The organism is Salinicola sp. CR57, assembly GCF_003206585.1.
In the GTDB taxonomy this organism is placed as follows: Bacteria; Pseudomonadota; Gammaproteobacteria; order Pseudomonadales; family Halomonadaceae; genus Salinicola; species Salinicola lusitanus.
Genome location: NZ_PZJL01000005.1, coordinates 382824 through 405505, shown reverse-complemented (window position 1 = coordinate 405505; position 22682 = coordinate 382824). Strand labels below are relative to the sequence as shown.

22 protein-coding genes and 1 tRNA gene are annotated in these 22682 nt (G+C 62.5%); 13 read left to right on the top strand and 10 right to left on the bottom strand.

What is annotated here, in order from left to right; genetic code table 11:
• Positions 1–260 precede the first annotated feature (260 nt).
• The 3 genes from ampD to fabV are packed head-to-tail and all read right to left on the bottom strand — an operon-like array spanning position 261 to position 3058.
• Entirely contained in the window at positions 261–821 is a 561-nt protein-coding gene (ampD, locus tag DOM56_RS08525; protein ID WP_110708367.1) for a 1,6-anhydro-N-acetylmuramyl-L-alanine amidase AmpD, read from the bottom strand.
• Positions 822–840: 19 nt separating this feature from the next.
• A complete protein-coding gene (locus DOM56_RS08520) occupies positions 841–1827 on the bottom strand; it encodes a GlxA family transcriptional regulator (RefSeq protein WP_198655729.1) in 987 nt (328 codons plus the stop codon).
• A 31-nt stretch (positions 1828–1858) separates the two neighbouring features.
• Complete coding sequence (fabV, locus tag DOM56_RS08515; RefSeq protein WP_110708366.1) at positions 1859–3058, bottom strand: enoyl-ACP reductase FabV; 1200 nt, start codon at positions 3056–3058, stop codon at positions 1859–1861.
• Between the two features lie 265 nt (positions 3059–3323).
• On the opposite strand from fabV, the gene DOM56_RS08510 reads away from it, so the two are divergent.
• On the top strand, positions 3324–3728 hold the full coding sequence (locus DOM56_RS08510; RefSeq protein WP_110708365.1) for a hypothetical protein: 405 nt from the start codon (positions 3324–3326) through the stop codon (positions 3726–3728).
• Between the two features lie 9 nt (positions 3729–3737).
• On the opposite strand, the gene DOM56_RS08505 is transcribed toward DOM56_RS08510, so the two are convergent.
• Complete coding sequence (locus DOM56_RS08505; RefSeq protein ID WP_110708364.1) at positions 3738–4232, bottom strand: glutathione peroxidase; 495 nt, start codon at positions 4230–4232, stop codon at positions 3738–3740.
• Positions 4233–4334: 102 nt separating this feature from the next.
• A complete protein-coding gene (locus DOM56_RS08500) occupies positions 4335–4841 on the bottom strand; it encodes an NUDIX domain-containing protein (protein WP_110708363.1) in 507 nt (168 codons plus the stop codon).
• A gap of 165 nt (positions 4842–5006) precedes the next feature.
• Between DOM56_RS08500 and DOM56_RS08495 the strand changes: the two genes are divergently transcribed.
• Positions 5007–6665 carry an acyl-CoA dehydrogenase family protein gene (locus tag DOM56_RS08495; protein ID WP_110708362.1) on the top strand — a complete coding sequence of 553 codons (1659 nt, stop codon included), beginning with the start codon at positions 5007–5009 and terminating at the stop codon, positions 6663–6665.
• Positions 6666–6688: 23 nt separating this feature from the next.
• Here DOM56_RS08495 and DOM56_RS08490 read toward each other — a convergent pair whose 3' ends face one another.
• Positions 6689–7297, bottom strand: coding sequence for a LysE family translocator (locus DOM56_RS08490; RefSeq protein WP_110708361.1), 609 nt, complete (start codon positions 7295–7297; stop codon positions 6689–6691).
• Between the two features lie 174 nt (positions 7298–7471).
• Here DOM56_RS08490 and DOM56_RS08485 point away from each other — a divergent pair, with 174 nt between their 5' ends.
• Positions 7472–7795 carry a DUF883 family protein gene (locus tag DOM56_RS08485; protein ID WP_110708360.1) on the top strand — a complete coding sequence of 108 codons (324 nt, stop codon included), beginning with the start codon at positions 7472–7474 and terminating at the stop codon, positions 7793–7795.
• 157 nt (positions 7796–7952) lie between these two features.
• Positions 7953–8363: a carboxymuconolactone decarboxylase family protein gene (locus DOM56_RS08480; RefSeq protein WP_110598453.1), complete on the top strand. Its 411-nt coding sequence runs from the start codon at positions 7953–7955 to the stop codon at positions 8361–8363.
• Positions 8364–8531: 168 nt separating this feature from the next.
• Here the strand turns inward: DOM56_RS08480 and DOM56_RS08475 are convergent, their stop codons facing one another.
• A complete protein-coding gene (locus DOM56_RS08475; RefSeq protein ID WP_110708359.1) occupies positions 8532–9260 on the bottom strand; it encodes a Crp/Fnr family transcriptional regulator in 729 nt (242 codons plus the stop codon).
• 317 nt (positions 9261–9577) lie between these two features.
• Here DOM56_RS08475 and DOM56_RS08470 point away from each other — a divergent pair, with 317 nt between their 5' ends.
• Positions 9578–9784: a hypothetical protein gene (locus DOM56_RS08470; RefSeq protein ID WP_110708358.1), complete on the top strand. Its 207-nt coding sequence runs from the start codon at positions 9578–9580 to the stop codon at positions 9782–9784.
• Positions 9785–9818: 34 nt separating this feature from the next.
• Here the strand turns inward: DOM56_RS08470 and DOM56_RS08465 are convergent, their stop codons facing one another.
• Positions 9819–10430, bottom strand: coding sequence for a hypothetical protein (locus DOM56_RS08465; RefSeq protein ID WP_110708357.1), 612 nt, complete (start codon positions 10428–10430; stop codon positions 9819–9821).
• 1593 nt (positions 10431–12023) lie between these two features.
• Between DOM56_RS08465 and DOM56_RS19660 the strand changes: the two genes are divergently transcribed.
• The gene (locus DOM56_RS19660) at positions 12024–12308 is read left to right on the top strand and encodes a hypothetical protein (RefSeq protein ID WP_157958187.1); all 285 of its coding nucleotides are present in this window, start codon (positions 12024–12026) and stop codon (positions 12306–12308) included.
• Positions 12309–12698: 390 nt separating this feature from the next.
• Here DOM56_RS19660 and DOM56_RS08455 read toward each other — a convergent pair.
• Positions 12699–12785 (bottom strand) — tRNA-Leu (locus DOM56_RS08455).
• 133 nt (positions 12786–12918) lie between these two features.
• On the opposite strand from DOM56_RS08455, the gene queA reads away from it, so the two are divergent.
• The 6 genes from queA (at position 12919) to DOM56_RS08425 (ending at position 19979) form a co-directional block, all read left to right on the top strand.
• Complete coding sequence (gene queA / locus DOM56_RS08450; RefSeq protein ID WP_110708356.1) at positions 12919–13956, top strand: tRNA preQ1(34) S-adenosylmethionine ribosyltransferase-isomerase QueA; 1038 nt, start codon at positions 12919–12921, stop codon at positions 13954–13956.
• 246 nt (positions 13957–14202) lie between these two features.
• The gene (gene tgt / locus DOM56_RS08445) at positions 14203–15321 is read left to right on the top strand and encodes a tRNA guanosine(34) transglycosylase Tgt (RefSeq protein ID WP_110598972.1); all 1119 of its coding nucleotides are present in this window, start codon (positions 14203–14205) and stop codon (positions 15319–15321) included.
• Between the two features lie 104 nt (positions 15322–15425).
• Positions 15426–15758: a preprotein translocase subunit YajC gene (gene yajC, locus DOM56_RS08440; protein ID WP_110598458.1), complete on the top strand. Its 333-nt coding sequence runs from the start codon at positions 15426–15428 to the stop codon at positions 15756–15758.
• A 105-nt stretch (positions 15759–15863) separates the two neighbouring features.
• The gene (gene secD, locus DOM56_RS08435) at positions 15864–17711 is read left to right on the top strand and encodes a protein translocase subunit SecD (RefSeq protein WP_110708355.1); all 1848 of its coding nucleotides are present in this window, start codon (positions 15864–15866) and stop codon (positions 17709–17711) included.
• Positions 17712–17723: 12 nt separating this feature from the next.
• Positions 17724–18635, top strand: coding sequence for a protein translocase subunit SecF (secF, locus tag DOM56_RS08430; protein WP_110708354.1), 912 nt, complete (start codon positions 17724–17726; stop codon positions 18633–18635).
• 207 nt (positions 18636–18842) lie between these two features.
• A complete protein-coding gene (locus DOM56_RS08425; RefSeq protein WP_110598461.1) occupies positions 18843–19979 on the top strand; it encodes an AI-2E family transporter in 1137 nt (378 codons plus the stop codon).
• A 42-nt stretch (positions 19980–20021) separates the two neighbouring features.
• Here the strand turns inward: DOM56_RS08425 and DOM56_RS08420 are convergent, their stop codons facing one another.
• Positions 20022–21449, bottom strand: coding sequence for a sigma 54-interacting transcriptional regulator (locus DOM56_RS08420; RefSeq protein WP_110708648.1), 1428 nt, complete (start codon positions 21447–21449; stop codon positions 20022–20024).
• A gap of 177 nt (positions 21450–21626) precedes the next feature.
• On the opposite strand from DOM56_RS08420, the gene speB reads away from it, so the two are divergent.
• The gene (gene speB, locus DOM56_RS08415) at positions 21627–22595 is read left to right on the top strand and encodes an agmatinase (RefSeq protein WP_110708353.1); all 969 of its coding nucleotides are present in this window, start codon (positions 21627–21629) and stop codon (positions 22593–22595) included.
• Positions 22596–22682: the final 87 nt, after the last annotated feature.

Below are 22682 nucleotides of genomic sequence, written 5' to 3'. Positions count from 1 at the left end.
CTTTTGGGGCCGCTTTCCGAGATTTTTTGGCTGTAACTGAATTACAGCGGGCGTGCGTGACGCGGGAAATCAGGCGAAGAAGATACCGCAAACGCCCTCATCTGCCAATTCGCAGACGCTTCGACCCTCCTGATGGCAATGCCCAAATGCCGTCACATCAGTCGCTTAACATCCATTTGTGACAACCTATCGGGAACCTCGGTCGGTATAGTCGAATGACAGGCTCGCCAGCGAGCACACGCCACCCTTGAGCGTAGCACTCAAACCGTCTCCGTCAGGCAGCGGCGCAAATAAGCCCAATCGAACGCCGGGCCCGGATCGGTCTTGCGCAGCGGCGCGATGTGCCCATGCCCGGTGATCCGTTCGATGGAGATTGACGGATAGTCTCTTGCCAGCGCCTGCACCACCTCGGCCAGCACGCGATACTGGGCCTCCCGGTAAGGCACCTCATCGGCGCCTTCGAGCTCGATACCGATGGTGAAATCGTTGAGCCCTTCGCGCAGACGCCCACCGTCGTGCCACCGGGACTTGCCGGCATGCCAGGCGCGGCGATCGAAGGGGACGAACTGCACACACTCGCCGTCGCGCCGGACCAGCAGATGCGCCGACACCCGCAACGCGGCGATCGCGCCGAAAGCGGGGTGAGCGTCGGGGTCCAGTGTATTGGTGAACAGCCGCTCGATGGCATCGCCGCCGAACATCCCCGGCGGGAGGCTGATGCCGTGCAGGACCACTGCGGACACCTCCCCCTGCGGCCGCGCGTTGGCGTTGGGTGACGCCACTCGCCTGGCCGTGTCGAGCCAGTGATCGTCGATCCTCATCCTGCAAGCTCCTTCGAGATCATGTCGCTTGTCCGGCCAGGCCCAGCCGCTCGTCTCTGGGGCTGATGCCGAAATGGTGGCGATAGGCGGTCGAGAAATGCGCCCCCGACGAAAAGCCGTGAGCCAGCGCGATCTCACCCACCGCCTGATCGCTCTCGCGCAGCAGCTTGCGCGCCCGCTGGAGACGCAGGTTGAGATAGTAGCGGCTGGGCACGGCCTGGAGATGCTTCTTGAACAGTCGCTCCAGCTGTCGCCGGGATATCCCCAGATGGGCCGAAAGCTCATGGGTGGTCAACGGCTCTTCGATGTTGGCCTCCATCAGTGCCACGGCGTCCACCAGGCTCTGCGGCGCATGGCCAAGCCGTGAGCGCAGCGACGTCTGCTGCGGCTCGTCGGCCATGCGAATCCGCTCGCAGACGAAGTGTTCGGAGATTCGCTGCGCCAGCGTCGCGCCCTGCTGCTGGCCGATCAGCGTCATCAGCATGTCCATTGCCGCCGTCCCCCCGCCACAGGAAAGGCGGTCGCGGTCGATCTCGAACAACTGGTGAGAAACGTGAATTTTCGGAAACGTTCGCGTGAACGCGTCGGCACTGGCGTAGGGAATCGAGGCCCGATAACCATCCATCACGCCCGCCCTGGCGAGCCAGTGGGTTCCGCCGGCGATGCCGCCCAGCATCACGCCACGGCTGGCCAGACGATGCAGCCAGTGAATCAGCGTCTCGCCACTCTCCTCCACGGCCCCCGCACCATCCGGCGCGGGGGCGCAGACGAACAGCATATCGAGGTGACGCGCATCACTCCCGGCGACGCTCTCCGGCGAGAACGAGAGCTGGGCCACGCTCTTTACCGCTCGGCCATCGATGCCGAAGGTCGTGGCGGCGTAGAGCCGTCGCCCCGAGAGCATGTTCGCGACGATCAACGGCTCGATCGCGCAAGCCTGGGCCAGTAGCGAGAAGCCGGGCAACATCACGAACCCCACTCGGCGCGGGGTGTCGCTGACGTTCATGATCGAAGGTTCATGCGGTAGCGCGTCGGAATCAGACTTGAACGACGTCGAATTCGACCTTCGGGTCGACATCGGCCTCGTAATCCACGTCGTCGCGTTCGAAGCCGAAAAGCTTGAGGAACTCGTGCTTGTAGCCGGCGTAGTCGGTCAGCGCAAACAGGTTGTCGCTGGTCACCTGCGGCCAGAGATCCTTGCACGCCTGCTGGATGTCGTCGCGCAGTTCCCAGTCATCCAGGCGCAGGCGCCCGGCCTCATCCAACTCGGGCTCGCCGTCGGCGTAAAGACGCTCGCCGAACAGCCGATTGAGCTGATCGATGGTGCCCTCGTGGACGCCCTGCTCCTTCATGACCTTGTAGACCATGGAGATATAGAGCGGCATCACCGGGATCGCGGCACTGGCCTGGGTGACCACGGACTTGAGCACGGCCACGTTGGCCCCGCCACCGCTGGCCTTGAGGCGCGAGTCGATCTCGCCGGCGGCGCGATCCAGGTCCTCTTTGGCCTTGCCGAGGGCACCGTGCCAGTAGATCGGCCAGGTGATGTCGGTACCGATGTAGCTGAACGCCACCGACTTGGCACCCGGCGCCAGCACGCCCGCCTTGTCCAGCGCATCCATCCACAACTCCCAATCCTGGCCGCCCATCACCTCGATGGTATCGGCCACTTCCTGCTCGGTGGCCGGCTCGACGGAAGCCTGGATGATCGCATCCTTGTTGGTATCGATGGCCGTCGCGGTGTAGGTCTCGCCGATCGGTTTGAGGCTGGAGCGCTTGAGCTCTCCGCTATCCGGCCGCTTGCGCACCGGCGAGGCCAGCGAATAGATCACCAGGTCGATCTGCCCCATGTCCTCGCGGATCAGTTCGATCGCCTTGTCGCGTACCTCGTGGGAGAACGCATCGCCGTTGATCGACTTGCTGTATAGCCCCTCGGCCTTGGCGAACTTGTCGAAGGCGGCCGAGTTGTACCATCCAGCCGTGCCTGGCTTGCTCTCGGTCGCCGGTTTCTCGAAGAACACGCCCAGCGTGTCGGCGCCGTAGCCGAAAGCCGCGGTGATGCGGGCCGCCAGCCCATAACCGCTGGAGGCACCGATGACGAGCACGTTGCGCGGCCCCGCCTGGTCGCCGCTCAGGTTGGCGCGGGTGGTCTCGATCTGTTCGAGTACGTTGCGCTCACAGCCGAGCGGATGCGTCGTGGTACAGATGAAACCGCGAACCTTGGGCTTGATGATCACGTCTAACCTCGTCTTCTACAGCGGAACGAAAGCCCCGGCGAAGCATGCCGGGAGGTGGCATTGAGCGAATGCTTGTCGGGCGCATTCTAGCAGGGTGGCGAAAGCAGGGGCGAACTCGCATGAGCCGTCCCCCTACGGTTCCTGCCGATCCCGGGCACCGCATCCGCTCCCGGCCTTCTTCGGCGCCGGGCTTGTCTCTCTCGCCAGTCTATTCGAAGATGACTCGCCCGCGAGTCGAACCCACCCAGAGCGTAGAGAAAGCCCCATGGCCCACGAACAAGAGATCGAGGAGCTGGTCATCCGGCGTGGCGCACTCTGGCTGGCGCTCTCTCCACTATGGCTCGAGCGGGAGCCCAGGGAATCGGACTTCGCTCGCATGATTCGCGAGATCGATGCCAGCCACCTGACGCTACAGCAGCTGGAGTGGGTCTATCGGCTGGAGATGTCGCCGGTCATGGCTCGCTACCAGCTCTCGATGGCCGGCGAATGGCGGGCCTTCGACGAGACCGAACTGCTGACGCGACTGGTCCGCCACAATCGCAAGCTGCGAGGATGGCGCAAGGCGACCTGGTCACTGTTCTCGGGCCTGACGACGATGATGAGCCGACCGCGCTTCAACGAACTGGGCGTGCGGGTCATGGTCGCGCGTGGCGAGAGACCGCCGGGCTAGAGAACGGGCTCACGCCGAGAACGGCGTTTCCAGCGCCTCCTCGATGGCGCCGCGCAGCGAGCGAGGCACGGCACGCGGCCCGAAGCGTCGTATCACTTGCCCGTCCCGCCCCACCAGGAACTTGGTGAAATTCCATTTGACCGGCGTACTGCCGAGCACCCCGGGCGCCTGACGGCGCAGATGGATGAACAGCGGGTGCGCTTCACGCCCATTGACCTTGACCTTCTCCATCAGCGGGAACGTCACCGCGTAGCGCCGTTCGCAGAAAGCGCCGAATCCAGCCGACGACTCCGGCGACTGGCGTCCGAACTGGTTACAGGGAAATGCGAGCACCGTGAACCCCTGATCCCGGTACTCCTGATAGAGCTTCTCCAACCCCTCCATTTGCGGCGTGAAGCCGCAGCGGCTGGCGACGTTGACGATCAACAATACCTGGCCACGCAGCGCACGCAGGTTGAAGGATTCGCCGGACGGGGTCCGGCAGTCTTGCGTATATAACGACATGGATGAATCGATCCGAGAACACCAAGTTCAAGTCGGCGGAACCGCGTCACGCCTCGAGGACGCATCGCTCCCGCTCCGCAGAGTGCCACGCCGGACGCCCGTTCACCAGTGATCGAGCTCGATGGCCCTCGCCAGCGCCATGCGCGTGTCCGGCGTCGCCTTGTCCAGCGACAACGCCTCCGAGATCGGCAGCCAGCGCACGGCGGCCACTTCCTCCGGCTGCAATCGCAGCGGTCCATCGTAATCGACCCAGTAGAGACTGCCGTACAACTTCAAGCTGGCTTCCTGGAACACGAACTCACCGCCGGCCATCAACTCGACACCGCGAATGCCAAGCTCCTCGAACAGCTCCCGCCGTGCAGCTGGCATGGGGGCCTCGCCCGCGCTCACGACACCACCGGCGGCCAGATCGAACCAGCCCGGGTGAGTCTCCTTGATCGGCGTACGTTCCTGCACGCAGATCTCGCCGCGGGTGTTGCGCACGACGATGTAAGTTGCCCTGTGCCAGCAGCCCAGGCGCCGCATCATGGCCCGCGAAGCACTGCCACACGGCCGATTGCGGGGATCGACGAGCTGAACCTGCTCGTCGGCGATGACGATGTCGCTCATGGGATATCTGCCAGTCGAGAAACGGAAAAGCAGCGTATCACGTGACCGACCGGGCACGGCTTACCGGTAGCGCGCATTGCCCTGCCCCATGCCGCAATGGTCGAATGCAAAACACAGCGACGAACGCCCGGTCTATGCTCGAATCAGCCACCTTGGAGGAAGCTGATGGCCGACTACGCACCTCGCCAAGACCTGACCACGCACTGCGTCGAGAATCAGCCTACCGCGGGCCCACGTCGCGATCCGTGGAAAGACGACCGCCCCCTGCGGGAGACGCTATCTCACTTCGCACCGGCCTGGGTCGGCGAGCGCCTGACTCCCCTGGGGCAAAAACTCGGGACCGCCGAGGTGGAGCGTTGGGGTGAACAGGCCAACCGCTATCCTCCTACGCTCCATGCCTTCGACCGTTATGGCCGCCGCCTGGACGAGGTCGAATATCATCCCGCCTACCACGCCCTGATGGCACTCGCTATCGATGACGGCTGGCACGCCGTCGCCTGGGAGCAGGAACATGACGGTGGGCATCAAGCCCACGTCGCCGCGCTCTATCTGCTGACGCAGGCCGAACCGGGCTTCTGCTGCCCGATCACCATGACCCACGCCGCCATGCCGGTATTGCGCCAGTTGCAAGGTGGCGAGGCATGGCGAGAAAGGCTCATGGGCCGAGCGTATGACGCCGCCGCCATCCCGGCCGAGCACAAGCGCACCAACACCTTCGGCATGGCGATGACCGAAAAGCAGGGAGGCAGCGATGTGCGCCGTAACAGCACTCGGGCGTCGCCGGTGGCCTCGCCCGGTACCGGCGAGTGGTATCGGCTCGACGGCCACAAGTGGTTCTGCAGCGCGCCGATGTCGGACGCTTTCCTCACCCTGGCTCAGACCGATGACGGCCTGTCCTGCTTTCTGGCACCGCGCTTCACACCGGATGCCCGAAGAAACGCCATCGAGATCCAGCGGCTCAAGGACAAGTGCGGCAATCGTGCCAATGCTTCGGCGGAGATCGAATATGCCGGTGCCTGGGCGCAACTCGTCGGCGAGCCTGGCCGGGGCATACCGGCGATCCTGGAAATGGTGCAGCAGACACGGCTCGATGCCGCTACCGCCCCGGCGGGCATGATGCGTCAGGCCGTGAGTGAAGCCTGGCGCCACGTGAAGGGGCGTCGCGCCTTCGACCGGCGCCTGGCCGATCAACCGCTGATGCAGCGCGTCGTCGCTGATCTCGAGATCGAGACCGAGGCCAGCCTGATGCTGGCGATGCGAGGCGCACGCGCCATAGACCGATCCCGGAGCGACGAGCATGAAGCCGCGCTGGCGAGACTGCTCCCGGCACTGGCCAAGTTCTGGCACAACAAGCGTGGCCCCGCGTTCATGGCCGAGGCGATGGAGTGTCTCGGCGGCATCGGTTATGTCGAGGAGACACCGCTGGCAAGGCTCTATCGTGAGGCCCCGGTCAACTCGATCTGGGAAGGCTCCGGCAATGTGATCTGTCTGGACGTGCTGCGTATCCTGGATCGCCACCCGACCAGCATCGAAGCGTTGCGGCAGGAGCTGAGCCTGGCCCGAGGCCACCATGCGGCTTTCGACGCCGCCATCGACTCGCTCGACGAGCGGCTGACGGCAGGCCCCGAACAACTGCAGGCCGAGGCGCGCTGGCTAGCCCAGGCCATGGCCCAGACGCTGCAGGCCGCGATGCTGATTCGACATGCGCCCCAGGCCATCGCCGACACGTTCTGTGCCACCAGGCTGGCGAATGCATCGCCGATCTTCGGCGTTCTCCCCGCCGAGGCCCCCGTGGCGACGATTCTCGAGCGCCTGGAGGCATGAACGGTCGCCGAAGGCGGCGATGCTCAACCCAGCGCCACGCGAGCTGCCAGACCGAGCAGGACGAGCCCCGTCAGCCGATGAATCCAAGCCGCGTGCCGCTGCAACCATGGCAGCACGCGGGAGTGGGAGAGCAGCAGTGCCACCAGCACGTACCAACCGCCATCCACCAGGGTCGCGGTCGCGACGATCAACCAACGCCCCGCCACGCTCAGGTCGGCGCTGACGAACTGACTCAACAACGCGACGAAGAACACGATCAACTTAGGATTGCCCAGCGCCACCAACAGGCCATCGCGCATGGCGCGTCGCCAATCGCTGCTTTGATGGCTCATGCCGAAGCCATCGCGGCCGCCGGCCCGCAGCGCCTGGACGCCCATCCACGCCAGATAGCAAGCCCCGCCCCAGGTCACTAGCCTATAGAGCCAGGGCTGGTGAACGATAACCGCCGCCAGCCCCAGTACCGTCACCCCCGCATAGAGACCGACACCCGCCGCATGGGTGATCCCGGCGATCACACCGCAGCTGCGCCCGCCGCCCAGCGTATTCTGCATCACCATGGCCAGGCTGGGACCGGGGGACATGGCGCCGAGGGCGCAGATCGCCAGCAGAGATAACCAGAGTTGCAACGACACGTCTTCTTCCCATTTCCACCAGTGAGATCCGCTCGCCGACTATACCGGACGTTCCGGACGAGGACCGCCCGCCATGTGGCTATTTCGGGACTCCGGATAATTCCACCGGCGCTGGCACTTCACAACGGCTACGCTGTCATACGCACTCAGGCCCATCCATCAGGGAGGTGAAACATGAGCCTATTCAAGCGTGAAGACCGGCAGGCCCGAACGGACCGCATCCGAGACGATCTGCACGATATTGGTGAGCAGGGTCAGGCGTTGGGGCACGACCTGCGAGATGACGCGCAGGACGCGATCGAGGAAGCGCGAATGAAAAGCGAGGAGCAGTACGCTCGCATGGCAGCCGAAGCACGCCGCAGCAACCGCCGCTTCAAGCGCTCCGCCAACCAATCGCTGGACGATTGCGACCGCTATGTACGCGAGCATCCATGGTCGAGCATCGGCGTTGCCACACTGGCGGGCGCTATGCTCGGATTGCTGATCAGCCGGCGTTAAATCACGGGGACGCCTCGCTCGGCGGGGCGTTTCCTGAGCGTTTCCAACCAAACCATAGTTTCAATCTTTAACCGTCATTGAACTTTATAATCGAAGCTGTGGAAAATTGAGAACGATAGTCGTTTAATCGCACGATACCTGAACTCAGGAGACCGAGATGAACGCTGACAAGTGGCAAACGATCGATGTCGAGAACATCGACAAATCCGCTAGGTCGCTACACGCCTGCTCACTGGATCCCTCCATCCGCTGCCTGGCCGAGTTGCGTGCTTCGCAGATCAACGGCTGCCTCAGCTGCACCCATTTCCGTCGCGAACAAGCCGAAGCCCTGGGCATCTCACCCAGCAAGCTCAAGGCATTGACGGCCTGGGCTGAATCCGATGAGTTCGACGAGCGTGAGAAAGCGGCGCTGGCTTGGTGTGAGTCCTTCACCCACTTCCGCCCTGCCAACCCGACGACTCGCAAGCTGGCACTGAACGCGTTTTCCCCTCGGGAGCTGGCGGACCTGACCATGGCGATCGAGATGACCAGCGCTTTGAGCCGCGCCTCGCGCCGCGCCGCGGTCTAGTTGATCTCGAGACACCTGGCTCCATCTCGGCTCGCTCTCTTCGTCGATGAGAGCGGCTTTTTTTCGCCTTGCGGTTAGCTGGCGGCGCTTGTCCACAGCTCCTCTCTCGGACCACCGGACCGCTTGGCAGCCTGCGAGCCAAGTCACCGGCGGACAGACGCCCTGCGTTCAAATCGTGGGCACGACGTGATCCTGCAGACAGCCAGCGACGCCACCCTCGCTGGCCAATGCCGGCATATCGAGCATATGTACCCAGCCACGAGCCAGCCTGAGCAACCCTTCCTGACGAAACGCCGTCAATGTGCGACTGACGTGCACCGGGGATAGCCCCAGCGCATCCGCGAGATGCTGCTGGGATAGCGGCAAACGAAAGTGCTCTCGTGCGCTTTCATCGTTGCGCCGCAGCCGGCAGCCTATCTCGAGCAACAGATACGCCACCCGCTGGCGAGCACTGCGGCGGGAAAGATGGACCAACCTCTGGCTCAGCACCGCCTGCTGATATGAGCAGACCGCAAAGCATGCCGAAGTGAGGCGAGTGGATTCACGAAACAGCTTGAGAAGCTGCCGGTTGGCTACCGATAGAATCTCGCCATCTTCGAGCATGGCCACGCTGGAGAGTCGTTGCTTGAACGGGAATTCATATAGCCCGATGACGTCGCCGGGCAGATATATCTCCAGAATATGACGGGTGCCACCCTTCAGATGGCGAAACGAGTAAGCCCATCCATCCTGCAAGGTACAGAAATCTCGCGCATTGTCGCCTTCGTGCCAGAGCACTTGTCCCTTGACGACGCGCGTAGAGGACCCTTCCAGAGCATCGAGCTGGCGCCGATCATTTTCCGAGAGTTTCCCATAGTGACTAAAATGTCGGGCAATACAGCCTTCCTGCTGACCCATGCCTTCGCCTTCTTGAATTTTTCAAGCATGACAGCATGTTAGACAGGCAAGTTACATAACATCGGTTAGATAGCCGAGGTAAAACGCGCGCAAGCAAGCCTCTCGACGAACCGCTCCCGCGAGCCCATGGCCAGCCGTACCGACAGATGACAACGATTACTCTCCCGTCGACAACGAAGCGCCTGCCACGAGTCACCCAAGGCTCGACATCGGCTGCCCCGTGAGTCGCTGCCCCCGAGATACCGAAATCCGGCTTGAACGCCAGGGAATAAATATTAGAATTTTATTAACTACAGTATGCGCGCGGAGGGGGCGAGATGTTCAGGCGCTATATCGTAAAGATCAAGCAGGCCGGTACGCTACATCAGCACTTCATAGTCACCGATACCCATCACGGCAACCAGACCGTCGGCGTGCACCACCATGAGGCCAAGGCAACAGAACACATGGAGTTCCTCAACAGCCTGGAAAGCAGCGGCCCCGGCATCTGGAACCTTCTCGAGCGAGAAGCGGAGTCGAGCTAGCGGCCGATCCGGCACCAGCCCCCGGGCACCGCGATCATCCAGCTCGGTTCAGGGCGCCGATCAGGTAGAGATCGTGCAGGTAGCTGTCGAGCCGGGAGATACCATGGGTTATGACGATCACGAGGTAGATAAGCAGCATCAGTATCCAATCACTGTTCGCCCAGGCCAACGAATCGAGGGATACGCGATAAACGACGGTATAGAGACTCAGCCCGCCCAGGAACATGACCACAAGGCAGTTGACCAGCACCAGGCTCAGCAATAAAGGACGACTATCCTTGCGCGGAAGATCGGTCTTCCACGCCAGGAGATGGCGCACGCGGGGCTGGCCGTTGAAAAGAATACGCCGGCGACGGCGTAGCAGCGCGCCCAGGTACCGAGACGCGTTGGGCAGCTTCGCCGCGGAGAGGATTAGATGCGGGTTGAGGTAAGCACCGAAAAAACGGCTCGCAGTGTCCAGCAATCGTTGGGATTCGCCAGTGGCCGCATATCGCTCGGCCTGAAGCGAAAGCTGGCCAAGCGGCGTTTCACGGCTCGCTTGACGTTCATCGTCTTCAAAGTTCTGAGCGTAATAAATGTCGTAGACCTGATAGACGGAAACGGCAACGCCCAGGAAAATCAAAAAGAACGTCAATACGCTCAGCATGCTCTTCACTCCGTGTTTCGCGATCTCGCATCATAGCAACCTCGTGATCAGCCAGGCTACGCAGATGGAGTGCGTCATTTAGCCACCGGCTAAAGTCGTAGCAAGCGAGGAGCCGTGGTCACTTGGAATCCAACGTCATTTTCAGCGCCGTCGAACGTTGCCCAGACAATCAGTGGCTTGCGGGTATTCACAGGGCCGGTATACATAGCACCTGTACTCTATACATGGGACCTGTACACATAGGACGGGAAAAGCCCACCCCGCCATAGCGCACGCATACAGGAGCAGAAGCCGCCCAGGGTCATGCAGGGCACCAAGTGGCCGACGCTCTGTCTTCGCCCCGGCCCGTCGACATGCCCCGGCGTTGGGATGACGCTCTATCTTCGACTAGCCTCGGCATCGCCCGATTGACACGCTCTCGGTTACCCCATACTTTCATCTGCGGGATGCCATAAAAAATAGCAAATCAGATAACTGGTACAGGCAGTCATCTGCCGGACAGTTACCCATCCAGCGACCATGAACCTTAGAGGGACTCCTACCGCATCCCGCTTCAGACCTTGAAGCAGCCCGACCCGCGATGCCAACGACGCTCACGCTTCCATCCGGCATTCGCGGGTTTTTTACGACCTCGCCCCCTTCGACGAAAGCAGCGATTGCGAGAGCCTTTGTAACCGAGGTGCCCTCAGAACGTCTTTTTGTGTCCCACGGACTCAAAAAATAACGTTTGATTGCATTTCTTGCTTACTCATGCTGACGCAAAACAGCGACAATGACTCCACGCACCGCGGCAGCGAGAATGCAGGATGCTCTCGCGACGGCAATAGAGTTCATGGTCGCTATCAGAGCGATCTCTCCTGGCCCATGGGCTCACATTTTCCGTGATGCCTTTTGGGTCATTTTTTGCCCAAGACTCTTGCCCGCCCCTCCTTATTACACGGCAAATCCAACCGTATCATCTACCGATGGCTGTAATATCCGCAGGTGCAATGAGTCGCATGGTCGACATCGCTCTCCTGACCATCGTATACCTCCAGTCGGAGAAATGTCATGGATCGGCGATCTCCCGCACGATTTTCAGAGAAAGCGTCTTCTTCGACTATTACCCAAATCGTGACTTTTACTATACACATAGCCCCCGACGCTGATACACGCACCAGGATTTCCGGTTCCAGCTGCTTCCTTGCAACCGCTTCAACCCGGTATGTCAAACGATCATCACCGATGGATTCTCATGGCCGGGTTTCTTTTGTTGCAACATCATGCCTTGCTCAAAAAATTCATTCATCTAAACCAATCTATTGATCAAAGGTTATTTCTCTTTTCTCAAAAGTAGAATTACTATCAACGGGCGCATCGCTACTCCAGTCAGTTGGCACGCTCTTCCGAGTTACGATCCGTCAAGGCCATCAATAGGCTTGTGCCGAAATATAGCGACCATGAACGACGCTATGTCGATAACGACGTTCTGACTCGATCAGTAGACGCATTACCGCCCGCACCGGCGCACGGCTCAGCCGAGCCCTATGTCCAGTGCGGGTTTTCTGTAATCCTGGCGCTACATATTTACAAGCTTTTTTCGCGATCTATCGCATGAAATCGATTTCACTTATTTGCGCGACCAAAGTATTGCCAAAAACTGCGTTAACCCTGATTCATAGCGTTTTTTTATTTGCCTGGGCGACGCAAAACGGCGACAATCTTGGAACTGGATCGAAGTTAACTTTATTAGTCGACTCTATCTTCATCGCGTTCATGGTCGCCTTCCACGGGAAGCGATCTTTTCCGGCCCGCAAGTCAGTCATCTCCCCTGGTGACGCTTATCGGGCCGTTTTTTTGTCCCCACTTCCGCCCAAATATGCTGCCCTTGGCCCGTAGCGCTTTCGCCTGCCCGTCATTCCCGCCCCTACAGACTATCCGGACGTCACGTGTCTTTTTCTCCCCCAGCGATCACGCATTCACTCCTGAATGCGCACCTCTCCGAGGCTATATAGGAAGCAGGAATTCAGTTACCAAGGGATAGCGAACTCACGTTCCACGCCACATCATCGCCAGCCACTTCATGATGAATGGCGGTGACGAGTTAACGCTGCAAAAGATCCAAGGAGACCAGACATTTACGATGACAATGCGCTACGCCCACCTGTCACCGATCATCTGACAGACGCCATCAAATACGCGCCAAAGGTCGGTGGACAAAGTGTGGGTACTGGCAAGAACACGTGAGAGGTGATGCTAGGAAAAATGACGTCAAGTCATTGAAAAGCATGGTGCCGGCGGTCGGACTCGAACCGACACACTGTTTCCAGCGGCGGATTTTGAATCCGCTGCGTCTACCAATTCCGCCACGCCGGCAGCGGAGACGCATTATACGGACGCCCGGCCTGGCGTCAATCATCACGCTGACTTAATCGGCCGCGTGCTTTATGATGGCGCCCTTTCAGATGCCACCCGTCCATCCAGACTCTACCGATACGCGACCTACGCCATGCAGCGCGCCGATTTCCATTTTGATCTGCCCGACGAGTTGATCGCTCGTTACCCTTCCGAACAGCGCACCGACTGTCGGCTGCTATGCGTCGACGGTGAGTCCGGCGCGCTGGAGCACGCAAGATTTCCCGACTTGTTGGCTCAGCTCGAGCCCGGCGACGTGGTGGTTTTCAACGACACCCGGGTGATCCCGGCACGGTTGTTCGGCCAGAAAGCCAGTGGCGGCAAGGTGGAGATGCTGCTGGAGCGACCGCTGGATACCCATCTCGGACTGGCGCATCTGCGCTCCAGCAAGTCGCCCAAACCGGGTACCGAGCTGATCTTCGAAGGTGACATCCATGCGGTGGTAGAGGGTCGCCAGGACGCCCTGTTCGAACTGCGTTTCCTGGGTGAGACACCCCTGATCGATCTACTCGAGCAGCACGGCCACATGCCGCTGCCACCCTACATCACCCGTGAAGACGAGCTGGCCGACCGAGAGCGCTATCAGACCGTCTACGCCCGCCGCGAGGGCGCTGTTGCCGCCCCCACTGCCGGCCTGCACTTCGACGAGGCGATGATGGAGGCGCTACGCGCCAAGGGCGTCGAGACGGCTTTCGTCACCCTTCACGTCGGCGCCGGCACCTTCCAGCCGGTGCGCGTCGACGATATCCGCCAGCACCATATGCATAGCGAATGGCTGGAGGTCGACGACTCTGTCTGCGAGCAAATCAATCGCGCCCATGCCATGGGCAACAAGGTCGTCGCCATCGGCACCACCAGCGTGCGCTGCCTGGAAACTGCCAGCCAGGGCGGCAATGGCAAGCTGACGCCTTACCGCGGTGAAACCGATATCTTCATCTATCCCGGCTATCGCTGGCGCTGCGTGGATGCCCTGGTCACCAACTTCCACCTGCCGGAGTCGACGCTGCTGATGCTGGTCTCCTCCTTCGCCGGCTACGACGCCGTCATGCACGCCTATCAGGAAGCCGTCGTCGAGCAGTACCGCTTCTTCAGCTATGGCGATGCGATGTACCTGACCCGTCGACCCGACTGATCAGGACACGCTTTGCACGCACCCCGGTCACGAACATTGCGCACGGCTTCGGGTGTGCCCCGGTAACAGCACCGGAGCGGCTTCGGGCGCGCTGGAACAGACAAATGCTCTGCACGCGGCTTCGGGCGCGTTGGAACAGACGAATGCTCTGCGCGCGGCTTCGGGCGCGTTGGAACAGACAAATGCTTTGCGCGCGGCTTCGGGCGCGTTGAAAAGAAGAGAGACACCATGCGAGACGAGTCCTTCATGAAATTCGAGCGACTGGCGCAGGAAGGTCGCGCCCGCCGGGGTCGTTTGACCTTCCCACGCGGCACGGTGGAGACCCCAGCCTTCATGCCGGTGGGCACCTACGGCACGGTCAAGGGGATGACGCCCAAGGATGTCGAGGCGATCGGCGCCGAGATCATTCTCGGCAATACCTTCCACCTCTGGCTGCGTCCCGGCACCGAAGTGATCGAAGGTCATGGTGACCTGCACGACTTTTCGCAATGGCACAAGCCGATCCTGACCGACTCCGGGGGCTTTCAGGTTTTCTCGCTCGGCGCGATGCGCAAGATCACCGAGCAGGGCGTGCACTTCCGCTCGCCGGTGGACGGCGCCAAGGTATTCATGGGCCCGGAGGAGTCGATGGCGGTCCAGCGTTCGCTGGGCTCCGACATCGTGATGATCTTCGACGAGTGCACCCCCTACCCCGCCACCGAGCAGGAGGCGCAGAAGTCGATGGAGCTCTCGCTACGCTGGGCCAAGCGCTCGCGCGAGGCCCATGGCGACTCACCGTCAGCGCTGTTCGGCATCGTCCAGGGCGGCATGTACCCCGACCTGCGCAAGCGCTCGCTCGAGGGTCTGCTGGAGATCGGCTTCGATGGGCTGGCGATCGGCGGCCTGTCGGTGGGCGAACCCAAGGAAGAGATGATCGGCGTGCTGGATTACCTGCCGACCTGGATGCCGGAGGACAAGCCCCGCTACCTGATGGGCGTGGGCAAGCCCGAGGATCTGGTCGAAGGCGTGCGCCGCGGGATCGACATGTTCGACTGCGTGATGCCGACCCGCAACGCCCGCAACGGGCATCTCTTTACTGCCGATGGAACCGTCAAGATTCGTAACGCCAGCCATCGCCACGACACCAATCCGCTGGAAGCGGACTGTGACTGCTATACCTGCCAGCACTTCTCGCGCGGCTATCTGCATCACCTCGATCGCTGCGGGGAAATGCTCGGATCGATGCTCAATACGATTCATAATCTGCGCTACTACCAGCGCCTGATGGCGGGTTTGCGCGGGGCTATCGAAGCGGGTACATTGGCCGACTTCGTAGCACAATTCTACCGGCGACGCGGACTGCCCGAGCCGCCCAGGGTCGATTGACGCGATCCGGACCGGCACATCGACGATCTGCCGTTCGTCAGTCTCACCCAAGTAACCGTTTCATTACACGACCTTTTCCTCACTCAACCTTCGGAGAAACATCCATGCTGGACTTTTTCATCCCTGCGGCTCACGCCCAGGATGCGGGCGGCCCTGCCGGCGGTGGTATTGCCCAGATCATCATGCTGGTCGGCTTCGTGTTGATCTTCTACTTCCTGCTGTGGCGTCCGCAGTCCAAGCGCGCGAAGGAGCACAAGAAGCTGGTCAACAACCTGTCCAAAGGTGACGAGATCGTGATCGGTGGCGGGCTGCTCGGCCGCATCACCAACGTGACCGACGATTTCATCAGCATGGAAATCGCCGAGGGCACGGTCGTCAGCGTTCAGAAGAGCGCGGTAGCCTCCGTTCTTCCCAAAGGCACGTTGAAGTCGCTGTAACTCTCCTGGCTGCCGGCTTTCCCGTCGGCAGCCGTCTCTTCCCGCGACACTCTTCGCACGACGGTCATCGCCTCGATCGTCATTGATTGAAAGGACAGGGCTTCCATGCTCAATCGTTACCCCCTGTGGAAGTATCTGCTGATACTCATCGTCTGTGTGGTTGGCGTCATCTACGCGTTACCCAATCTTTACCCACAGGATCCCGCCGTCCAGATCAGTACCACCAACGGTTCTCTGGGCAGTCAGCAGCTCGACCGTGTTACCCAGGCGCTGTCCGACGACGATATCCAGGTCAAGTCGGCAGCGATGACAGGCAATAACACCGCCCTGATTCGGCTAAATGATGCCGAACAGCAGCTTCCCGCCCGTGACGTGGTCGACAACCTACTCGACAACGATTACACCGTGGCACTCAACCTGGCAGACTCCACGCCATCCTGGCTGACCAGCCTTTCGGCGACACCGATGAAGCTCGGTCTCGACCTTCGCGGCGGGGTGCATTTCCTGCTCGAGGTCGACATGGAGGCGGCCGTCGAGCAGCGCCTGGAAGCGACGGCCAGCGCGATTCGCGCCGATCTCCGCGATCAGCGCATCCGTTACCGCTCCACCGACGTCGACGACAACGCCCTGCATCTGGAATTCGCCAATACCGAAGATCGTGACGCCGCGCGCGCCCAGATCAGCCAGACATTCAATGAATTCCAGTTCGAGAACCGTGACGAGGGGCGCCGCGCATTCCTCGACATGACGCTGACCGAGCAGGCGATCAAGGATATTCAGGATTACGCGGTCCAGCAGAACCTGACCACGATCCGCAATCGTGTCAACGAACTCGGCGTCTCCGAGCCGCTGGTGCAGCGCCAGGGTCCAAGCCGCATCGTGGTCGAACTGCCGGGCGTGCAGGACACCGCCGAGGCGAAACGCATCGTGGGTGCCACGGCGAATCTGGAGTTCCGGCTCGAGGCTCGGCCGGATGCTCCGGATTCCGAGACGGAGACCTTCCCGTTCCGCAACGATCCGCAGCGCACCGCCACCCTGTCGCGCGACGTGATCATCACCGGCGACCGAGTCTCCAGCGCCAGCCAGGGCTTCGACCAGAACGGCCGCCCGCAGGTCAACATCAACCTGGATGGCACCGGCGGCTCGCTGATGAACCAGGCCACCCGCACCAACATCGGCCGCAACATGGCGGTGCTGTACATCGACCACAGCACGGAGACTCGCACGGTCACCCGGGATGGAAAGCAGGTCGAGGAGCGTATCCCGACGACCAGCCGCAGCATCATCAGCCTGGCAACCGTGCAGAGCGCGCTGAGCAACCGCTTCCGCATCACCGGCCTCGACTCTCCCACCGAGGCCAGCGAGCTGGCATTGCTGCTACGCTCGGGCTCCCTCGCCGCGCCGATCTACTTCGTGCAGGAGCGCACCATCGGTCCCAGCCTGGGCGCGCAGAACATCCAGCGCGGCATCTTCTCGGTGATCGTCGGCGGGCTGCTCGTCGTCGCCTTCATGCTGATTCGCTACAAGGCGTTCGGCGTGATTGCCAATGCCGCGCTGGCGGTCAACCTGGTGCTGCTGATCGCGGCCATGTCGCTGCTCGGCGCGACCCTGACGCTGCCCGGCATCGCCGGTATCGTGCTGACGCTGGGCATGGCGGTGGATGCCAACGTCCTGATCTATGAACGCATACGCGAGGAGCTCAGGCGCAAGACGCCCGCACAGCAGGCGATTCATGCAGGCTACGGTCGCGCCTTCACCTCGATCGTCGACGCCAACCTCACCACCCTGCTGGTGGCGGTGGTGCTGTTCTCGATCGGCACCGGCCCGATCAAGGGCTTCGCAGTCACGCTGTCGCTAGGGATTCTCACGTCGATGTTCACCGGCATCCTGGTATCGCGTGCCCTCGTCAATCTCTCCATCGGCGGCAAGCCGGTGAAGAAACTCTGGATCTAGGAGACGCGAGCCATGCGCCAATTCGATTTCATGGGCAAACGCCGCATCGCTTTCATCGTTTCGATCGTGCTGACGATCGTATCGATAGCGGCACTCGCCATCCTGCATCTCAACCTCGGCCTCGATTTCACCGGCGGCACGGTGGTGGAACTCCACTATGCCGCGGTGCCGTCGCTGGACGATATCCGCACCCTGCTGGCCAACAGCGGGTTCGAGAACTTCCAGGTCCAGACCTTCGGTGCGACCGACGAGATTCTGGTTCGGTTGCAGCAGACGTTCGATAACGACGTCGGCAATCAGGTCGTCTCCGCACTGAGCAGTGGCGGCGCCCAGATCGACCTGGTCCGCGCCGAATTCGTCGGCGCCCAGGTCGGCGACCAGCTGCGCGACCAGAGTGGCCTGGGCATGCTGATCGCGCTGGCTGGCGTCGCGGTCTACGTCGCCTTCCGCTTCCAGTACAAGTTCGCCCTCTGTGCGATCATCTCGCTGGGGCATGACGTGCTGATCGTGCTGGGACTGTTCGCGCTGTTCCAGTGGGAGTTCGACCTCACCGTGCTGGCCGGGATCATGGCGGTCATCGGCTATTCGCTCAACGACACCATCATCGTCTACGACCGAATTCGCGAGAACATCCGGCTGTCGCGCAGCGACGATCTGGCCCAGATCTTCAACGAAGCGATCAACCAGACCCTGTCACGGACCTTGGCGACCTCGGGAACCACCTTGCTGGTGCTGTTCGCGCTGTTCTTCCTCGGCGGCGACATGATTCACAACTTCTCGATCTCGCTGATCCTGGGGATCGTCGCCGGCACCTTCTCCTCGGTCTATGTGGCGGCAGCGCTACTGATCGTGTTCAAGCTGGAGCGTCAGGATCTGATCCCGGTGAAGAAGGAGAACGTCGAGGGCGAAGAGGAGCTGCCCTGAGCCGCGCCTGGACGCATGCTGGATTCAAGGCCTCTCCCCGGAGAGGCCTTTTACATTGTCGTTCTACGTTGCCGCCTCCCCAGGCTCAGAATTCTCGTCACCCCATACCGTCTTCATCCTTGGCCGTAGCCGCGTTCGGGACTCGACGCCAGCGCGCCGAGCTGGGGTATGATGAGTCGCCTTCCACGCTTGCCATCAGGGAGATCCATGGCTCCTATCTTTGCCGATTCCAGCGTCGCCCGCTGGCTGCTGGTGCTGGTGATGATCGCCGGCGTCTACTTCTTCATCGATTTCCTGATTCCGGTTCTCGCCGCGTTGATCATCTGTGTCGCCAGCTGGCCGCTCTACCGCTGGCTGCTGGCGCGCTGCGGCCAGCGCCGCACCCTGGCCGCGAGCATCGCCCTGGTGCTGATCATCCTGTGCCTGGTGATCCCCATCGTGATGGCCTGCACCTACGCCTTCCAGGAGCTCAAGGGCTGGATCGGCTGGCTGCTGGCCGCCAACCAGCACGGCATTCCCGCGCCGGGCTGGGCCGCCGAGCTGCCGGGGATCGGCAGTTGGGTGCACGAACAGTGGCAGACCTATCTGGCCGAGCCACACGCGCTGGAGTCCTATCTCCAGCTGGTCGGTGGCGAGCACATCGGCAATATCTCGCGCTGGGTACTGGCGCTCGGCAGCAATGCAGTGCATCTCGCGCTCACCCTGCTGTTCATGCTGATCACGCTGTTCTTCCTCTACCGCGACGGCGTGGGCATGGCGCGCCAGCTGGATATCGTCGGTGAGCGCATCCTGCCGGCGCGCTGGCAGCGCTTCTCGCGGGTGGTGCCGGCGACCATCAGCTCGACCGTGGTCGGCATGGGCCTGATCGCCCTCGGCGAGGGGTTGGTGCTGGGCACCGCCTACTGGATCGCCGGGGTACAGTCGCCGGTGGTACTCGGGGTGATCACCGCCTTCATGGCGCTGGTCCCCGGCGGCGCTCCGCTCACCTTCACCCTGGTCTCGCTCTATCTGATCGCCACCGGCCACCTGCCCAACGGCATCGGGCTGTTCCTGTGGGGCGCAATCGAGCTGTTCGTGGTCGACAAGACGCTGCGCCCGCGGCTGGTCGGCGGGCCGATCAAGCTGCCCTTCCTGCCCACCTTCTTCGGTCTAGTGGGCGGGGTGAAGACCATGGGACTGGTGGGGCTGTTCGTGGGGCCGGTGCTGATGGCACTGCTGGTCGCCAGCTGGCGCGAGTGGCTGCACGACGACGAGGCCCCGGACGCCCCTAGCGAGGCGGAGCGCTGGGGCTACGGCAATCCGCGACTGATCGCCCGCTATACCGGCCAGCACCCTGACCGCTAGGCATCCTTATCGATGCGCCCTTGCCGATCGCAGCAAGGGCGCTCAACTTTCCGCCCGCTCACGCCCCAGAGTGATGGCGTAGCGTTTCAGCTTGCGCACCACGCTGGGTTGGCTGATGCCCAGGCGCGCGGCCAGCGCATAGGTGGAGCCGTGGGTCTGGGCGAGCTGGGCCAGGATGCGCTGCTCGTGGGCCGCCAGCGCGGCCTTCAGCCCTTCGCCCTCGGCCAGCAGCGTCCCGCTCGCCGGGTCCGCAGGAAGCAGCGACGGCGGCGCCCCGGCGCCGCCCGTTTCGGCGCCCGCCGGGCCGCCGATCACACTGCCCTCCGCCGCCAGCCAGGCACGTTCCAGCCAGTTCTCCAGCTCGCGCACGTTGCCGGGCCACTCGGCGCTCATCAGCTCGGCCCAGGCCCGCGGGTGGAGCATCTTGTCATCGCCGTAGCGGCGGTTGAGCCGTTCCAGCTGACGCTCCGCCAGCCCGCGGATCTCCTCGCGGCGCTCGCGCAGCGGTGGCAGAGTCACCGGGATCACGTTGAGCCGGTAGTAGAGATCGAGCCGGAAGGCACCCTCCTCCACCTGCCGCGCCAGATCGCGGTTAGTCGCCACCACCAAGCGGAAGTCGACCCGCCGCGAGCGGGTATCGCCGAGCCGAGTGAGCGAACCATCCTGAATCACCTTGAGCAGCTTGGACTGCATGGTCAGCGGCAGCTCACCGATCTCGTCGAGGAACAGGGTGCCATCGTGCGCCTGCTCCAGCAGCCCCGCCTTGCCCTGTCGCGCCGCGCCACTGAAGGCACCGGGCTGGTAGCCAAACATCTCCGACTCGAACAGCGACTCGGGGATCGCCGCACAGTTGACGTCGACGAAGGCGCCATCGCGGCGCCGACTCCAGCGGTGCAGCTGGCGCGCGAAGGCGGTCTTGCCCACCCCCGATTCCCCCAGCATCAGCACCGTGGCGTCGGTCGGCGCGCTGCGCTTGAGCAGTTGGGTGATCTCGCGCATCAGGCGGCTCTTGACCACCAGCTCGCCGGCCTCGGCGGGCGTCTCCGTCGGCGCCTCGTGATGACGCTTGAGATGCTCGGTGAAACGCTGCTGGAGCAGCGCGTACTCGTCCTGCAGCAGACGCAGATCGGTGAGATCCCGCGAGCGGCTGATCACCCGCACCAGGCGCCCGCCGACATAGACCGGATGCGCCTCGGCGATCACCTGACGGCCGGTGCCGGTGCGTTGCATCAGTTGCGCCGGCTGGCCGGTGCGAATCACCTCGAGCGACACCGAGGGCGAGAGCACGCCACTGGCCTGCAGCGCCTGCACGGTGGTCGCGCACAGCGCCTCCCGCGGCATGCCATAGACCGTCGCGGCCCCGGGGCTGACATCGAGGATTCGCCCCTCGGCATCGACCACGAACAGATGGTCCTGGGCGGTCTGGAGCATGGCCCCCAGGGTGGCACGGTCCGCTTGGGCCTCAATCATCATCGTCTCCGATTCGGTTTTGCATCATTGATACGTTAATGAATCGGAAGCGACAAGCCATCGATACAATAAAGCATCAACGTGCGTCAGCAAGTTCGCAGAATCAATAGGTTACGGTTGGCACGCTTTATGCGTGGTGATTATCGATCCTTCGACAATCACAACCCAGGAGATGGTATGCCCCACCAGCCTACGGATCGCGCCCCGCTCAACCAGCCACTGGGCGGTAACGAGATGCCCCGCTTCGGCGGCCCGGCGACCATGATGCGGCTGCCGACCCAGCAGAGCGCTGCCGGGCTCGATGCCTGCTTCGTCGGCATCCCGCTGGACATCGGCACCTCCAATCGCCCCGGCACCCGTTTCGGACCGCGCCAGATTCGCGACGAGTCGCGCATGCTGCGGCCATTCAACATGGCGACCCGCGCCGCGCCCTTCGAGAGCCTGCAGGTGGCGGACATCGGCGACGTGCCGATCAATACCTTCGATCTCAAGAAGAGCGTCGGCATCATCGAGCGCTTCTACCACGAGCTGCTCGGCCACGACGTCGTCCCGCTGACCCTGGGCGGCGATCACACCATCGCCCTGCCGATCCTGCGTGCCATGGCCAAGAAGCACGGTCCGGTGGGGCTGATCCATGTCGATGCCCACGCCGACGTCAACGATCAAATGTTCGGCGAGCAGATCGCCCACGGCACCCCCTTCCGGCGTGCAGTGGAAGAGGGGCTGCTGGATACCCAGCGCGTGGCCCAGATCGGCCTGCGCGGCACCGGCTATGCCGCCGACGAATTCGACTGGGGTCGAGAGCAGGGCTTCCAGGTGGTGCCCGCGGAAGCGTGCTGGCACCAGAGCCTGACACCGCTGATGGCAGAGATTCGCGAAAAGGTAGGCGGCGGCCCGGTCTATCTGAGCTTCGACATCGACAGCCTCGACCCCGCCTACGCCCCGGGCACCGGCACCGTCGAGATCGGCGGGCTGACCATCCCCCAGGCACTGGAGATCATCCGCGGCTGTCACGGCCTGGATATCGTCGGCTGCGACCTGGTCGAGGTCTCGCCGCCCTACGATGCCCACGGCCAGACCGCGGTGGTCGCCGCCAATCTGCTGTTCGAGATGCTCTGCGTGCTGCCCGGCGTGAAGCGCCGCTGACGCCGACCGGCGCCCGGTCGCCGGCGGCAGTTCACGACGACCGTTTGCAGCAAACTTTCACAACCACCTTCAACAACAACTATCGTC

Coding starts and splice junctions, on each gene's coding strand:
- ampD (WP_110708367.1), bottom strand. CDS start 821: ATGAGGATCGACGATCACTGGCTCGACACGGCCAGGCGAGTGGCGTCA.
- DOM56_RS08520 (WP_198655729.1), bottom strand. CDS start 1,827: ATGAACGTCAGCGACACCCCGCGCCGAGTGGGGTTCGTGATGTTGCCC.
- DOM56_RS08510 (WP_110708365.1), top strand. CDS start 3,324: ATGGCCCACGAACAAGAGATCGAGGAGCTGGTCATCCGGCGTGGCGCA.
- DOM56_RS08505 (WP_110708364.1), bottom strand. CDS start 4,232: ATGTCGTTATATACGCAAGACTGCCGGACCCCGTCCGGCGAATCCTTC.
- DOM56_RS08500 (WP_110708363.1), bottom strand. CDS start 4,841: ATGAGCGACATCGTCATCGCCGACGAGCAGGTTCAGCTCGTCGATCCC.
- DOM56_RS08495 (WP_110708362.1), top strand. CDS start 5,007: ATGGCCGACTACGCACCTCGCCAAGACCTGACCACGCACTGCGTCGAG.
- DOM56_RS08485 (WP_110708360.1), top strand. CDS start 7,472: ATGAGCCTATTCAAGCGTGAAGACCGGCAGGCCCGAACGGACCGCATC.
- DOM56_RS08480 (WP_110598453.1), top strand. CDS start 7,953: ATGAACGCTGACAAGTGGCAAACGATCGATGTCGAGAACATCGACAAA.
- DOM56_RS08475 (WP_110708359.1), bottom strand. CDS start 9,260: ATGGGTCAGCAGGAAGGCTGTATTGCCCGACATTTTAGTCACTATGGG.
- DOM56_RS08470 (WP_110708358.1), top strand. CDS start 9,578: ATGTTCAGGCGCTATATCGTAAAGATCAAGCAGGCCGGTACGCTACAT.
- DOM56_RS08465 (WP_110708357.1), bottom strand. CDS start 10,430: ATGCTGAGCGTATTGACGTTCTTTTTGATTTTCCTGGGCGTTGCCGTT.
- DOM56_RS19660 (WP_157958187.1), top strand. CDS start 12,024: ATGAAATCGATTTCACTTATTTGCGCGACCAAAGTATTGCCAAAAACT.
- queA (WP_110708356.1), top strand. CDS start 12,919: ATGCAGCGCGCCGATTTCCATTTTGATCTGCCCGACGAGTTGATCGCT.
- tgt (WP_110598972.1), top strand. CDS start 14,203: ATGAAATTCGAGCGACTGGCGCAGGAAGGTCGCGCCCGCCGGGGTCGT.
- yajC (WP_110598458.1), top strand. CDS start 15,426: ATGCTGGACTTTTTCATCCCTGCGGCTCACGCCCAGGATGCGGGCGGC.
- secD (WP_110708355.1), top strand. CDS start 15,864: ATGCTCAATCGTTACCCCCTGTGGAAGTATCTGCTGATACTCATCGTC.
- secF (WP_110708354.1), top strand. CDS start 17,724: ATGCGCCAATTCGATTTCATGGGCAAACGCCGCATCGCTTTCATCGTT.
- DOM56_RS08425 (WP_110598461.1), top strand. CDS start 18,843: ATGGCTCCTATCTTTGCCGATTCCAGCGTCGCCCGCTGGCTGCTGGTG.
- DOM56_RS08420 (WP_110708648.1), bottom strand. CDS start 21,449: ATGATTGAGGCCCAAGCGGACCGTGCCACCCTGGGGGCCATGCTCCAG.
- speB (WP_110708353.1), top strand. CDS start 21,627: ATGCCCCACCAGCCTACGGATCGCGCCCCGCTCAACCAGCCACTGGGC.